The organism is Nocardioides ginsengisoli, assembly GCF_039537225.1.
Lineage (GTDB): Bacteria > Actinomycetota > Actinomycetes > Propionibacteriales > Nocardioidaceae > Nocardioides > Nocardioides ginsengisoli.
The window spans coordinates 127,094-140,932 of record NZ_BAABAC010000023.1 but is presented as its reverse complement, the minus strand read 5'-3'; the positions used below and the strand labels follow the sequence as shown (position 1 = coordinate 140,932).

The following is a 13,839-nucleotide window of genomic DNA, read 5'->3' as shown; positions in this document are numbered from 1 at the left end:
CTCCTCCCTCGCCCCTCGTGTGCCGATGGCCGTAGGCAAGCCCGGTCCGTTTTGGCCTCCCAGGCGCCGACTGAGCATGACCACCCACAGGGAGTAGAGCTTGGACCCTCGCGAACAGAAATTTCGGAGTGTACTCTCACGGAGCGGCCGAGTCGCACTCGGCTGGTGGGGATCGGCCGCTACGAAAGGCGAACATGAGCTACATCGACGGCGTACGGATGGTGTCGGCCACGCGCGCGACGGCGGTGCTCACCATGGCTCAGCGGTTCGCGCAGCTCGCCTCGAACGCCGCCGATCCGGATCGGGCGGTGGCCGCGACGCCTGGCTGGTCGATCCTCGACGCGTTCGGCCACGTGGCGATGGAGCCATCGCGCTACCACGCCCTTGCGCTAGGTGGCGGCACGTGGCCGGCCTGCTCGTCGGAGCTGCCTGCCTACAACGCCGAGCAGGTTCGCACCCTCCCCACGCGCGACGCCCAGCAGCTGGCGGTGAGGCTGACGACCGACACCCGTCAGTTCGTGGAGCTCATCGATTCGTTCGACGGCGAACCCCGCCTCATGAACTTCGATGGGAACCAGCGCATCCGCGCCGACCGCTCACTGGGAACTCTCCTCGGAGAGTTCGTCGTCCACGGATACGACATCGCGGACACTGTCGGCGAGGACTGGCCGATCGATCCGGCGCACGTCCCGCTGATTCTGCAAGGAACGCACCAGGTCATGCCTGGATGGGTCAATCCGGTCGCCGCGGCGGGACTCAGTGCTGTGTACCGGCTCCAGCTCCGCGGTCTGGGCATCAGCCACATCTACCAGTTCCACGACGGAACTCTGACGGTCGACCCCGACAGCCCCGGCCCGGTCGACGTCCAGTTCACGCAGACCCCGTGACGTGGCTCTTGCTCAGCTACGGTCGTCTCAGCGCCGATACGCGCGTCCTCGCCGACGGGGTTGCGGCCTCGGGCCCTCGTCCGTGGCTGGCAGACCAGTTCTCGCGACTCTTCTATTCCGCCTGAATCGACGGTCAGGTAACCCTCGCTATCACGAGTCTGGACACACTGCAGGAACTGATCGAGATCGAGGCGACCGAACGTATCGGCGCCGCACCCTACGAACGCACCCCTGAGCGCGTCACTGACCGCAACGGCCACCGCCCGCGGATGCTCACGACCAAGGCCGGCGACGTCGAGCTGCGCATCCCCAAGCTCCGCAAGGGCTCGTTCCTGCCCGTCATCCTCGAACCCCGCCGTCGTGGAAGCACGGCCGCCGCGGCGTTCCGTACCGCCTTCGCGCAACCCGACGCTGACGCGGTCGTCACGGCATGGGGACGAGGTTCGTGACCGCTCGCGAAGTCGTTCCCCAAGATCGGGCCACTGATGGACGAGGCCAAGGCGAACGTCCTCGCTTCCGCCGCGTTCTCCCGCGCGCACTCGCAGAAGAGCTGGTCGACCAACCCGAGCGGGTCAACAACGAGTTCAAGCGCCGCGCCCGGGTGGTCGGGATCTTCCCCAACCCCGCCGCCGTGATCTGCCTCGTCGGCGCCGTCCTGGCCGACATGCACGACGAGTGGCAAGCAGGCGACCGCCGCTACCTGTCCGAGGCATCCATGGCGCTGCTCTACCCCGACAGCGATACCGGACCCATCGCCGCGATCAACAGCGGCGAGTAGGCACCGAGGATCACCTCAAAGCCCACCACTGCGGCGGGGCTCTGTCCTAATCGAGCACGCCTTCACTCGCAGGGCGTTGCGCATTCTGCGACACAGACGCGGGAAACGCTGGACTTCCTCTGTACCCGGCCGGCTCGCGGCCCTCCCACACTGATCGCCACCGCGTGACTTACCTCACGGCTCGGCGGTACCCGCGATCGATTGGAGTGGAGTGGCATGACACAGATCACCGGTACGCGTGGATGCGCCCCTCGGAAGCTTCGGCATCAGTTGTTGATGGCATCGCTGACCGCAGGTCTGCTGTTTCTTTCCGCGTGCGGAGGTTCTGGCGCCGATTCCGGCAGCGGTGGCGAAACCTCTGAGGACGTCCTCACAGAGGCCACAGCGGCAGTGCGAGCGAATCGAGAGGGCCAGGACGGCCCGCTGCCCACCAGTGGGCCGGCGCCACAGGCCGGCCAGAACATCTGGGTGATCTGCTCGACCATGGCGGCCGAGGGCTGCTCGGTGCCTGCCGAGGGAGCCAAGGAGGCTGGTGAAGCCGTCGGTTGGGACGTCACGATCGTCGACGGCAAAGGCAGCCCTGAGGAGTATGCCAACGGGATCAACTCCGCCATTGCGGCCAGGGCGGACGGGATCATCCTCGCGAACGTCGACTGCGTCAATGCCAAGAGCGCGTTGGAGAATGCCAAGCAGGCGGGAGTCAAGACGTTCGCCTTCTACGCCTTCGACTGCGACGACCCGATGCTCGCCTCGGGTGGCGCCCCCCTGTTCGACGCCCAACTTCTCCTAGCGGGCGGCATCACGTATCAGGAGTTCAGCGAGGAGCGCTACTCCCGCAGCCAGGCCGACTACGCGATCGCCAGCACGGACGGTGGGGCGAAGATCATCGAGTTCACCGAGACGGACATCCTAATCGCTCAGCACCTGAACTTGGGCTTCGAGAAGCGCATCGCCAACTGCGGCGGGTGCGAGATCGTGAAGAAGGTGCCCTTCACCCTGACTGACCTCGTGACGGGGAAGCTCCAGGGCAAGACCGAGGCCGCACTGACGCAGAACCCACAGGCCGATGTGGTCTACGTGCCCTACGACGCAGCGTTGACTGCAGGCATTGCCCAGGCCGTGGTGGCCTCAGGACGCAACGACGATGTGTTGGTCGTCGGTGGTGAGGGTTTGACTCCCAACGTCGGCTTCGTGCGGGACGACAAGGGCCAGGACTTCATTGCGGGTACGCCGGCGCGCTGGGTGGGTTGGGCTGCTATCGACGGCATGAACCGCCTGTTGCAGGGGGAGCCCCAGGTGGACTCTGGGATCGGCTACCAGACGATCGACGGCGAGGGGCCCTTCCCGAGCGAGACGACGTACTACGACGGGAACGTGGACGCGGACGGCACCCCCAAACAGGACTACGAGGCCAATTACCGGAAGATCTGGGGCATTTCATGACCGGTGTTCCTGCTGGCGTCGACGACATCGTGCTGCGGACCAAGGGGCTCAGCAAGACCTTCGCCGGTACCGCGGTCCTTCGCGACGCCCGCCTGGTGGTGCGTCGCGGGGAGGTGCACGCGCTGCTGGGGGGCAACGGCTCGGGCAAGTCCACACTCATCAAGCTGCTGGCCGGGGTCTACGACGCCGATCCGGGCGGGACGATCGAGGTCCAAGGCGTCTCCGCGGATGCCGATGAGTGGTCTCCCACGCTGGCTCGGTCCGCTGGACTGCTTTTCGTGCACCAGGACCCGGCTGTTTTCGGTGCGCTGACCGTGGCCGAGAACCTCGCGATCGGCCGCGGCTTCGCCCGAGCGACGGGTGGTCGCATCGACTGGGGCACGACCCGGCGACACGCGGCCGACGTGCTGAAGCGGTTCTCCCTGGACATCTCACCCGACTCACAGGTATCAACCCTGCGCCCAGCAGAGCGCACGATGCTGGCGATCGCACGGGCACTCCAGGACCAAGATGGTGCTCATGACGGGGTGCTCGTCCTGGACGAGCCGACCGCCTCGCTGCCGGACTGGGAGGTCGACATCCTCCTGGGCGCTCTGCGCAAGTTCGCAGCGGCCGGCCAAACGATCGTCTACGTGAGTCATCGTCTCTCAGAGATCCTCGAGATCGCCGACCGCGTCACGGTGCTGCGAGACGGCGCCCAGGTGGTGACCCGCGAGGTGGCCGGCATGACCGAAGGGCAGTTGGTCGAGCTGATCGCAGGCCGCAGCCTCGACCGGGTGATTCCTGCTCGGGTGGGCGAGATCGATAAGGAGCGCGTCTTGTCGGTACGGGGACTTGTCGCCGGTCCGCTCCGGGGAGTGGACCTGGACCTGCATCGGGGCGAGATCCTGGGCATCGCAGGCCTGTTGGGGTCAGGCCGCAGTGCACTGTTGAGGGCACTGTTCGGCGACCTGCCCGCCACGGAGGGCGAGATTCGCCTGAACGGGGCTCCCTACATGCCCTCCCGTCCGGCCGCGGCGATCCGGGCGGGCTTCGGACTGGTGCCGGAGGACCGCGGTGACGAGGCGTTGTTCCCCTCTCAGTCGGTGCGGGAGAATCTGTCGGCTGCTGTCGTTCCCCGCTACTGGTCAGCGGGTCGACTGCAGCATCGCAGGGAGCGCGCCGATGCGCGGGGTCTGATCGCAAGCTTTGGCGTGAAGCCCGCCAGCGACACTGCTCTGGCGGGAACCCTCTCCGGCGGCAACCAGCAGAAGGTCGTGCTCGCCAGGTGGCTGCGGCGCGATCCGCTCGTCCTGATGCTGGACGAGCCGACCCAGGGCGTCGATGTCCAGGCGCGCGCAGACATCTACGCCCATGTCCGACGCTCCGTCGAAGCGGGGACTGCCGTTCTGCTCGTCACCTCCGACTTCGAGGAACTCGCCCTCGCGGCCGACCGGGTCCTGGTCCTGCGGGAGGGACGAGTCTGCGCAGAGGTGACCGGCGCTGACATCGAGCCCCATCGTCTCACTGAGCTTTCATACCTGTCCGAGGAGAACGTGGCGTGACCATGGCAACCAACCGTGAAGCGACTGTTGGCTCCGCGGCGCCTGCGACTTTGCGCAGAGGTCCAGAACTGCTTGCCCAGCTCGAGAAGTACGCGCTCGCCGTCCTGTTCGCGGCGCTGTGCCTGTTCTTCGCGGTCTATGGGCAGACGGCGGAGACGTTCCCGACCCTTGCGAATTTCAGGAACGTGCTCGGCAGTCAGTCGGTCATCGCCGTGGCAGCCCTTGCCTCCATTCTTCCCCTCACGTGTGGCAAGTTCGACCTGTCGGTGGGTGCCATGATCGGCCTGTCGTCCATCGTCACGGGTAGCGCGGCTGCAACGCACGAACTGCCCCTTGCCGTCGCTGTCTCCCTGGGAGTTCTCTCGGGAGCTGTAGTCGGACTGCTGAATGGCTGGTTGGTCGCCTATCGCGACGTGAACGCCCTCATCGCAACTCTTGGTACCTCGACCGTTGTTGCGGGACTGATCAGCCTGTACACGGAGAACCAGGTGCTCAGTACCGGGATTCCCGAAGCCCTGACCAACGTCGGATCCGGGCAGTGGCTGGGAGTTCCGCGCACCCTGTGGGCGCTTGTGTTCATCTCGGTGCTGGTCTACTACCTGCTCCGACACACGCCCTATGGGCGCTACCTCGCGTCGGTGGGTTCGAGCCCGACGTCAGCACGTCTGGTGGGACTCGACGTCTCCCGCATGGTCCTCTCCAGCTTCGTGCTCTCCGGTGTGCTGTGCGGCATAGCGGGCGTGTTGTTGCTGGCTCGTGCCGGAACGGCCAATCCGCTGGTCGGTCCGGGATTCACCCTTCCCGCCTTGTCCGCGGCGTTCCTGGGCGCTACCGCGATCAAGCCTGGAACCTTCAATGTTGTCGGCACGCTCCTCGGAGTCCTTTTCGTGGCCTTCAGCGTCAACGGCCTGGTGCTCGCCGGCGCGGCGGACTGGGTCGAGCCCACATTCAACGGCGTCGCACTCCTCGTGGCTGTCGCCGTGTCCACTGCAATCTCCCAACGACGCTCAGGCAAGGCGTAGGGGAAAGGAACACCGATGACACGACGCACCGGATTCGTCTGGCACGAGAAGTACGCATGGTTCGACCTGGGCCAAGACGCGGGCCTCGTCCACCCGGACGGCTTGAGCATCCAACCCGATCGACATGTCTATGACCATGAGGTCGTACGGCGTTTCCGCAGCCTGGTCGAGGTGAGCGGCTTGCTCGACCAGTTGACCCGGGTCGAGCCTCGCAAGGCGTCGGAGGCTGAGCTCGCCCTCGTCCACCCCGCCGCCTTCATCCAGTCGGTGAAGGACCTCTCCGACCTGCCCATGGGTGGTGAGATCGGGGTGTTCGCACCCGTTCCCCGCGGCGCGTACGAGATCGCCTCCCTCGCTGCGGGCGGAGCCATCGCTGCGGTCGACGCGGTCGTCAAGGGCGAGGCGGACAATGCCTATGCCCTCCTCCGGCCTGCGGGACACCACGCTGAGCCGGATCGTTCGATGGGCTTCTGCATCTTCTCCAACGCGGCGATCGCTGCGCGGCATGCTCTGGAACAGGGCGGGCTGGACCGAGTTGCTCTCGTCGACTGGGACGTGCATCACGGCAACGGGACCCAGGCCGCGCTGTACGACGAGCCTCGGGCGCTCACGATCTCGATTCACCAGGACCGCCTCTTCCCACCGGACGACGGCTTCGTTGACCAGGTCGGCGAGGGGCCGGCGGCGGGAACGAACCTGAACGTTCCGCTGCCTCCCGGCTGCTCGGCGGCGGCGTACAACGAAGTCTTCGACACCATCGTGCTTCCCGCGCTGGAGAGGTTCCGTCCCGACCTCATCATCGTCCCCTGTGGCTTCGATGCCGGTCACATGGACCCGATGGGGAGGATGCTCATGCATTCGAGCGGGTATCGCGAGCTCACGCAGAAGCTGCTGGTGGCCGCAGACCAGTTGTGTGACGGTCGCCTGGTGTTCTTGCATGAGGGCGGCTACTCCCGCTGGACCGTGCCCTACTACGGACTCGCGGTCCTCGAGGAACTGTCTGGCATCGCGACGGAGGTCGTCGACCCCTACCAGGGGTACGCGACGACCGAGGGGCTCGGTCTGCTGCCGCACCAAGGTGCCGCGATCGAGGTCGCGGCGAAGAACCTGAGCCGGGTACCCCAGCACGGTTGACCGAACGCGCCACGATGTCGCCCACGAAGAAGCCCCGATGCACCTGACTCCGACGGAGAACGACCACCTCCAGATCTTCCTCGTCGCCGAGCTCGCGCGCCGCAGGCTGCAGCGAGGCGTTCTCCTCAACGCCCCGGAGGCCACGGCGATCGTCGCCGACGCGGTGGTCGAAGCCGCGAGGGACGGCCTCAGGCACACGGAGGCGCTGGTCGCCGGCCAACACGCGCTATCCCGCGCCCAGACTGTTGCCCGGTGTGCCGGAGATCGTCGGCGCGGTGGCCGTGGAGGCGACCTTCGACGACGGGGCCCGCCTCGTTGTCGTGACGGAACCGTTCGGCCCCGCCAGCTCACCCCCACCGGACCCGACGCTGAGCGCAGCCGAGGCGGGCAGGTTGCCTCCCGGCACGGTGCTCCGAGGTGAGATGGCGGCCACCGCGTCCCGGGGCGCCGCGTTCGATCCGGCGAGTGTCGTCAGGCTCGTGGTGACCAACACGGGAGCCGTGCCGATCACCGTCACCTCCCATTTCCACTTCTTCGAGGTCAATCCGCTGCTGCGCTTCGATCGTGCGTCCGCCTACGGACGGCGGCTGGCCTTGGCGGGCGGCTCCAACATCCGCTTCGACCCAGGTGTGGCGAAGGATGTCGAGCTCGTACCCATCGGGGGTGATCGTGTGGTCGTGGGCTTCTCCGGCTATGTCGACGGTCAGCTCGACGACCCTGCCGTGCGTGACGCGGCCTTCCGTCGTGCCCGAGAGGCTGGTCTTCTCGGCACGTCTGGCGTTCCGTACGCGAGCTGCTGGCCCAGCAGCGACGGGGCAGCCCAGTCATGACGCGCTTCCATCAAGGCGATCGCGTGGTGCTGGGCGACAGCGGACTGGTCGTCGAGGTCGAGCACGACGCGGAGAAGCCCACCGAAGAGTTCACCGTGGGCTTCGCTCAGACCGCGAGGGACGGCCTCCATCTCAAGGCAGCGAGGGCAGGGGAGACGTGTGACATCGCCATCGTCAATGCGCTTGTCCTGGACCCCGAGCTCGGCGTCGTGCGCACTTCGATCGGCGTCCGGTCAGGGCGGATCTCGGCCATCGGTCGCGCCGGCAATCCCGACACACTCGACGGCGTCGATGTCGTGGTCGGAACCGGCACGACCATCATCGACGCCGACGGCATGCTGCTCACCGCCGGGGTGATCGACACCCATGTCCACCTCCTGACGCCGCGCGTCCTCGAGGAAGCACTGTCCAGCGGCGTGACGACCGTCATCTGTCAGGAGTTCGGACGCGTGTGGGGAGTCGGCGTCAACTCGCCGTGGGCTCTGCGCGCGGCACAGTCGGCATTCGACGACTGGCCGGTCAATGTCGGCATCCTCGGCCGTGGGTCGTCCTCCACTCCGCACGCGCTGGTCGAAGCAGTCGTCGATGGCGGCGTGTGCGGCTTCAAGGTCCACGAGGACCTGGGGGCTCATCCCCGCGCCCTGGACACTGCTCTCAACGTCGCCGACGAGTACGACGTCCAGGTCGCGCTGCACACCGACGGGCTCAACGAGTCAGGTTCGGTCGCCGACACGTTGGCCGTGATCGGTGGACGGACCGTGCACGCCTTCCACGTCGAAGGCTGCGGTGGAGGACACGTCCCGGACGTGCTGCGGCTCGCTGGCGTCCCCAACGTGATCGCGTCCTCGACCAACCCGACACTCCCCTTCGGTCGGGATGCGATCGCCGAGCACGTGCCCATGATCTTGGCGGTGCACGGTCATTCGGGCGACATGGCCGATGCGACGCGACGAGCACGCGACCGGATCCGCGCCTCCACCATGGCGGCCGAGGACGTCCTCCACGACCTCGGTGTCATCCCCATCACTTCCTCCGACGCACTCGGCATGGGCAGGGCCGGGGAGACGGTTCGTCGTACTTTCGCCCTCGCGGGCAAGATGAAGGCTGAGCGAGGGGCCGATCACGAGCGGCACGACAACGCCCGTGTGCTGCGCTACCTGGCCAAGCTCACCACGAACCCTGCGATCGCACACGGCCTGAGCCATGACATCGGCCGCGTCGCACCCGGTCTCCGAGCCGACCTCGTCCTGTGGTCACCCGCCCGTTTCGGGACGACTCCCGAGATGGTTCTGAAGTCCGGGTTCCCGGCCTGGGGCACGACGGGCGATCCCAACGCCTCCGTCCCGCTCGCCGAGCCCATCGTCCTCGGGCCCCACCTGGGCGGCCATGGAGCCGCCGCGATGGAGCTCTCCGTCCTCTACGTGAGCCAGGCCAGCCTCGACTCCGGCAAGGACACGGCACCGACCCGGCGACTCCGCGTCGCCGTGCGGGACACCCGCACCGTCGACCTGTCCGCGATGGTTCACCACGGACGCACGGGCGTGGTCGAGGTCGATCCCGACACCACCTCGGTCACCCTCGACGGGCACGCCCTCACGAGTCGACCGGTCGACAAGGTCGCGCTCTCGCGGCTGTACTACCTGTGACGACCCGACGCGCTGCGACGGGGGATGACGACCGTTTGCAACCTGGTCGATTCAGGCGGTCGCTTTCGTGCTGTCGCTGCGGCGGGTCCTGATGCCGTGCTGTGCGACGTCGTCGACGTCGATCGCGCGCTTGAGGATCTTGCCCGTCGAGCCCTTCGGGAGGGCATCGCGGAGGTGGTAGACGCGCGGGACCTTGTACGAGGCGAGTCGCTCACCCAGCCAGGTGCGCACCTGGGCCACGTCGAGGTCGTGACCCGGTTGGAGGACCAGGACGGCGGCAACCTCCTCGCCCAGGCGTTCGTCGGGGATGCCGATCACCGCGCATTCCACGACTGCCGGGTGGCGGTAGAGGACGTCCTCGACCTCAGCGGGGTAGACGTTGTACCCCCCGCGGATGATCAGCTCCTTGAGCCGGCCGACGATCCACAGGTCCCCGTCTTCGTCCATCCGGCCGAGATCGCCGGTGAGGAACCAGGGGCCGCTCTGTACGGCGGCGGTGGCATCCGGCCGGTTCCAGTACTCCCGCATGACGTTGGGTCCCTGGACGGCGACTTCGCCGATCTCACCGGCGGGCACCGGCTGATGATCTGCCCCGAGGATGGCAAGCTGGCAGCCAGGGACGGCGCGACCGACGCTGCCCTCCTTGGGTTCCTCGGCGAGGGGTTGGCCGGTGGCGGCTCCAGTCGTCTCGCTCAGCCCGTAGCCGTCGAGTACGCGCGCGCCGAACCGGGTCTCAAACTCGATCCTGACCGCGTGGGGAAGCGGTGCGCCGCCTGTGAGGAAGTAGCGAAGGTCGGGAAGGTCGTCGGCCGTGATGGGGGTGTCGGCATGAAGCATCTCGTTCCACATGGTCGGTACGCCGGCCATCATGGTCAGTCGGTGGGAGACAGCCATGTCGAGCATCTGCACGGCATCGAATGGCCGAAGCAGCGACAGCGCGGCACCGGCGTGCTGCACCGAGGCCATCACCGAGGCCTGGCCGAAGACGTGGAAGAGTGGAAGCGCCGTGCCCACCCGGTCCTCCGGCTCGAGCCCCTGGATCTGTGACAACGACCGGCCGCAGGCCAGGAGGTTGCCGTGCGTCAGGACCGCGCCCTTGGGGCTCCCGGTGGTTCCAGACGTGTAGAGCAGGACGGCGGCATCGACCGGATCCGCCTCCACGTAGGTCATCGCGTTGTCGACCGGTGTCCTAGCCGCCACGAGCGAGTCGGGCTCGACGATCCAGGCCGGCCTGTCGGACGACGCGAGAAGGGCGTCTCGAGTGTCAGGGCAACCGACGGCCAGCACGCACTCGGCGTCGGAGTGGAAGTAGTCGATCTCGCGGGGCGTGCACAGAGTGTTGACCGTGACGGCGACGGCACCGAGCGCCAGCACGCCGTGGTAGACGAAGACGAACTCCGCGCTCGTCGGAAGCATGATGAGGACGCGGTCGCCACGGGTCACGCCGCGCCCGGCCAGCTCACGCGCGGCGTTGCGGGCGTGGGCCCGCAGTTCGCCGTAGCTCCACGAGCGCCGGTCGACCCGCAGGGCGACGTGGTCGGGATTCGCATCTGCATGACGCCAGATGTTCTGCACCGCATTGACCATGTGAGCTCTCCTCCGTCGCGCGACAGCCACGTCCCTGAGATGTCTGCGGAACCTGTGGCAGACGTGATCTTGGAGGCTCCGTGTACACCCCGCTATAGGGAGTGCGCAGCCTTTTGGCGGCGGACCTTGCATTATCGCCAAGGGCTCATGTGCGGCCGCGAGGTGTCTCGGGTGATGGGTCCGAAGTTCGTACTCGTCAGCAGGTTCGGTCACATGCTCGACTGCTGTCAGCACCCGTCGACCCCAGCCAGGAGCCTCACCCATGAACACACTCGACTTCGAGCGCCTCTTCAACGCGATCCCTGCCAACTACCTAGTGCTCGACCTCGACTGGCAAATCGTGGCCGTCACGGACACCTGTCTGGACGGGCGGGCTCGTGACGAGGTCGTCGGGCGGAGCCAGTTCGAGGTGTTCCCGGACAACCCCGACGATCCCGAGGCCTCGGGCACCGCGACGATGCTCGCGGCTCTCCAGCGGGTGTTGGACGAGAAGGCCGGCCACGCGATGCCGGTGACGCGGTACGACATCGCGGACGCCGACGGCGTCTTCCAGGCCCGGTACTGGAGGCCGGTCAACCAGCCCGTGTTCGACGAGAGCGGCGCGATCACCCACATCATCCACGGTGTCGAGGACGTCACCGCCACGGTTGGGGCCCAAGGCGGCTGAGGCCGCCCCTGCCGCAGCATCCGCGCCGCACCTGCTGCGGACACTTCCGCTTCGGGCTTGGGCATGAGAAAGTGAGAGTATACTTCGATCGAAGTGTAGTTCATCTCGACAAGTTCAGGAGCACGAGTGAGCAAGCGCATCGCCCTCAACGCCTTCAACATGACGGCCGCAGGGCACCAGAGCTCGGGCCTGTGGCGGCACCCGCAGAGCCAGGCCCATCGCTATAAGGACCTGGACCATTGGCTGGACCTGGCGCGCACTCTCGAGCGTGGACGGTTCGACGCCATCTTCCTCGCCGACGTCCTGGGCCCCTACGACATCTACGAGGGCTCGGTCGACCCAGCGCTGCGCAACGGGATGCAGATCCCCGCGAACGACCCCTTCCAGTACGTCTCGGCGATGGCGTCGGTGACCGAGCGGCTGGGCTTCGCTCTCACGGCGTCGGCCACGTTCGAGCACCCTTACCCGCTGGCGCGGCGCTTCAGCACCCTGGACCACCTGACCAAGGGCAGGGTGGGCTGGAACGTCGTCACGTCGTACCTCCCCAGCGCATCGCGGAACTTCGGCACGAAGCCCCTGCCGCACGACGAGCGCTATGAGATGGCCGAGGAGTTCATGTCGGTCATGTACAAGCTGTGGGAGAGGTCGTGGGACGACGACGCCGTAGAGCTCGACCGCGAGCGCGGCATCTACGTCAACCCGGAGAAGGTCCACCCCATTCGCCACAAGGGCCGCTACTTCGAGGTCGACGGCTTCAACATGGCCGAGTCCTCGCCGCAGAAGACCCCGGTGATCTTCCAGGCGGGCGCCTCGTCCCGCGGCCGCTCCTTCGCTGCGGAGCATGGCGAAGGCCTCTTCGTGAACGTCCTCAACTCCCGACTGAGCCGGGTGATCACCAAGGACATCCGCGACCAGGTCGAGGCCGCCGGCCGCAAGCGGGATGACGTCAAGATCTACACCATTCTCACGGCGGTGGTCGCCGACTCCGATGCGGAGGCTGAGCGCCGGTACAAGCAGTACCAGCAGTACGCGTCGCCCGAGGGAGCGATGGCGCTGTTCGGCGGCTTCTCCGGGGTCGACCTCGCGCGCTTCGACCGGGACAGCCCGCTGGCCGCCGGTGACACCAATGCCATCCAGACGGTCCTGGATCTGTTCACCAAGCTGGACCCGACGCGGGAGTGGACGCCGGCCGACATCGGTGACCACATGAGCATCGGAGGGGTCGAGCCGGTCCTCGTCGGCAGCGCCGAGACCGTCGCGGACGAGATCGAGCGCTGGATCGACGAGGGCGATCTCGACGGGATCAACCTGTCGTACGCCGTCACGCCGTACGACATCGAAGCGTTCGTCGACACGGTCGTTCCCGAACTGCAGAAGCGCGGACGGGTCTGGAAGGACTACGAGGGCGAGACCCTGCGGGAGTACGTCGCAGGACCGGGGAACAAGCGGCTATCGGCAACCCACCCCGGGGCGAGAGCGGTCCGGGCCGACGACAGTCTGAGTTGAGCCCGAAGCGGTCGGGGTGCGGTCCTCAGATCGAGGCCAGCTGCTCGAGCCACTTCGCCTTAGGGAGGATCTGGAGCGGGCGCAGCAGAACCTCGAGGCGATGCGTCAGGCGATCCGGCAGCTTCGCCGACGGCAGGCCCCGTGCATGGGAGCGGAGCACCTCGTGGACGTAGAGCGCGTGACAGTTCTGGACGACGACCGCCGCGTCGATGCTCGCGAACGCGCGTGCCGTCTGGGCCTGCACCACGATCGCCTCGAGCAGTTCGAACCACCGGTTCGCGTAGGCGAGCCCGCTCTGTGCCACGTCCGTGTGGGCGCCGAACGATTCCTTCACGTAGGTGAAGGCCAGGTCGGGATATCTCACATAGAGCTCGGCGAACATGCGGTAGCTGGCCAGGATGCGATCGACATAGGCCTCGGCATCGCGCGACACGGTCGCGTGGTTGTCGGCCTCCTGCTCGGCGCACGCGTCGACGACCCGCTCGAACTCCTCGCCGTAGACCATCAGGAACAAGTCGAGCTTCGATGGGAAATAGCGGAAGAGAGTGGCCTCCCCGACGTCAGCGCGCGCAGCAATCTCCTTGGTCGTGACAGCGTCGAACCCGCGATCCCACATCAGGTCGCGGGCCGCGGCGAGCATCCGGCCCATGGCTTCCTGCTTCTTGCGCTCCCGCAGGCCCAACTGCGGGGGACTGTCCGATGCCACGCGCACCTCTCCTTCGGTCTGCGGCGCAGTCTAGGGCGTGTCGCCCGGGTCGGCGCCGTGAACACGCGGAGGTGCCATGTCGCGGGGGC

Annotated in this window: 11 protein-coding genes and 2 pseudogenes; 11 read left to right on the top strand and 2 right to left on the bottom strand. The window is 67.1% G+C overall.

Annotation, left to right across the window (positions count from 1 at the left end):
• Positions 1 to 194: 194 nt before the first annotated feature.
• The 9 genes and pseudogenes from AB4880_RS12225 (at position 195) to AB4880_RS12185 (ending at position 9,284) form a co-directional block, all read left to right on the top strand.
• Entirely contained in the window at positions 195 to 887 is a 693-nt protein-coding gene (locus tag AB4880_RS12225; protein WP_367919501.1) for a maleylpyruvate isomerase family mycothiol-dependent enzyme, read from the top strand.
• A gap of 167 nt (positions 888 to 1,054) precedes the next feature.
• A pseudogene (locus AB4880_RS12220) lies at positions 1,055 to 1,665 on the top strand (transposase); the annotation flags it as partial.
• 276 nt (positions 1,666 to 1,941) lie between these two features.
• Positions 1,942 to 3,108: a sugar ABC transporter substrate-binding protein gene (locus tag AB4880_RS12215; RefSeq protein WP_367919500.1), complete on the top strand. Its 1,167-nt coding sequence runs from the start codon at positions 1,942 to 1,944 to the stop codon at positions 3,106 to 3,108.
• Positions 3,105 to 4,652 (top strand): sugar ABC transporter ATP-binding protein, encoded by a 1,548-nt coding sequence (locus tag AB4880_RS12210; protein WP_367919499.1) that lies wholly within the window; start codon positions 3,105 to 3,107, stop codon positions 4,650 to 4,652. Before AB4880_RS12215 ends, AB4880_RS12210 begins: the two co-directional genes overlap by 4 nt.
• A 2-nt stretch (positions 4,653 to 4,654) precedes the next feature.
• Positions 4,655 to 5,674 (top strand): ABC transporter permease, encoded by a 1,020-nt coding sequence (locus AB4880_RS12205; RefSeq protein ID WP_367919671.1) that lies wholly within the window; start codon positions 4,655 to 4,657, stop codon positions 5,672 to 5,674.
• Positions 5,675 to 5,689: 15 nt separating this feature from the next.
• Positions 5,690 to 6,808, top strand: a complete 1,119-nt coding sequence (locus AB4880_RS12200; RefSeq protein ID WP_367919498.1) for a class II histone deacetylase — start codon at positions 5,690 to 5,692, stop codon at positions 6,806 to 6,808.
• A 37-nt stretch (positions 6,809 to 6,845) separates the two neighbouring features.
• Positions 6,846 to 6,992, top strand: a pseudogene (locus AB4880_RS12195) (urease subunit gamma); the annotation flags it as partial.
• A 70-nt stretch (positions 6,993 to 7,062) separates the two neighbouring features.
• A complete protein-coding gene (ureB, locus tag AB4880_RS12190; protein ID WP_367919497.1) occupies positions 7,063 to 7,638 on the top strand; it encodes an urease subunit beta in 576 nt (191 codons plus the stop codon).
• 23 nt (positions 7,639 to 7,661) lie between these two features.
• The gene (locus AB4880_RS12185; RefSeq protein WP_343052723.1) at positions 7,662 to 9,284 is read left to right on the top strand and encodes an urease subunit alpha; all 1,623 of its coding nucleotides are present in this window, start codon (positions 7,662 to 7,664) and stop codon (positions 9,282 to 9,284) included.
• Positions 9,285 to 9,335: 51 nt separating this feature from the next.
• Here the strand turns inward: AB4880_RS12185 and AB4880_RS12180 are convergent, their stop codons facing one another.
• Positions 9,336 to 10,871, bottom strand: coding sequence for a class I adenylate-forming enzyme family protein (locus AB4880_RS12180; protein WP_179728216.1), 1,536 nt, complete (start codon positions 10,869 to 10,871; stop codon positions 9,336 to 9,338).
• Between the two features lie 262 nt (positions 10,872 to 11,133).
• Here AB4880_RS12180 and AB4880_RS12175 point away from each other — a divergent pair, with 262 nt between their 5' ends.
• Together AB4880_RS12175 and AB4880_RS12170 are read left to right on the top strand one after the other, a co-directional pair.
• Complete coding sequence (locus AB4880_RS12175; RefSeq protein WP_179728215.1) at positions 11,134 to 11,538, top strand: PAS domain-containing protein; 405 nt, start codon at positions 11,134 to 11,136, stop codon at positions 11,536 to 11,538.
• A 126-nt stretch (positions 11,539 to 11,664) separates the two neighbouring features.
• Entirely contained in the window at positions 11,665 to 13,044 is a 1,380-nt protein-coding gene (locus tag AB4880_RS12170; protein WP_367919496.1) for an LLM class flavin-dependent oxidoreductase, read from the top strand.
• Between the two features lie 25 nt (positions 13,045 to 13,069).
• On the opposite strand, the gene AB4880_RS12165 is transcribed toward AB4880_RS12170, so the two are convergent.
• Positions 13,070 to 13,750, bottom strand: a complete 681-nt coding sequence (locus AB4880_RS12165; protein WP_218865838.1) for a TetR family transcriptional regulator — start codon at positions 13,748 to 13,750, stop codon at positions 13,070 to 13,072.
• Positions 13,751 to 13,839: the final 89 nt, after the last annotated feature.

What these genes read in the sequence shown, in the direction of transcription:
- AB4880_RS12175 (WP_179728215.1), top strand. Translation starts at nt 11,134, where the DNA reads ATGAACACACTCGACTTCGAGCGCCTCTTCAACGCGATCCCTGCCAAC.
- AB4880_RS12215 (WP_367919500.1), top strand. Translation starts at nt 1,942, where the DNA reads ATGGCATCGCTGACCGCAGGTCTGCTGTTTCTTTCCGCGTGCGGAGGT.
- AB4880_RS12225 (WP_367919501.1), top strand. Translation starts at nt 195, where the DNA reads ATGAGCTACATCGACGGCGTACGGATGGTGTCGGCCACGCGCGCGACG.
- AB4880_RS12210 (WP_367919499.1), top strand. Translation starts at nt 3,105, where the DNA reads ATGACCGGTGTTCCTGCTGGCGTCGACGACATCGTGCTGCGGACCAAG.
- AB4880_RS12200 (WP_367919498.1), top strand. Translation starts at nt 5,690, where the DNA reads ATGACACGACGCACCGGATTCGTCTGGCACGAGAAGTACGCATGGTTC.
- AB4880_RS12205 (WP_367919671.1), top strand. Translation starts at nt 4,655, where the DNA reads ATGGCAACCAACCGTGAAGCGACTGTTGGCTCCGCGGCGCCTGCGACT.
- AB4880_RS12180 (WP_179728216.1), bottom strand. Translation starts at nt 10,871, where the DNA reads ATGGTCAATGCGGTGCAGAACATCTGGCGTCATGCAGATGCGAATCCC.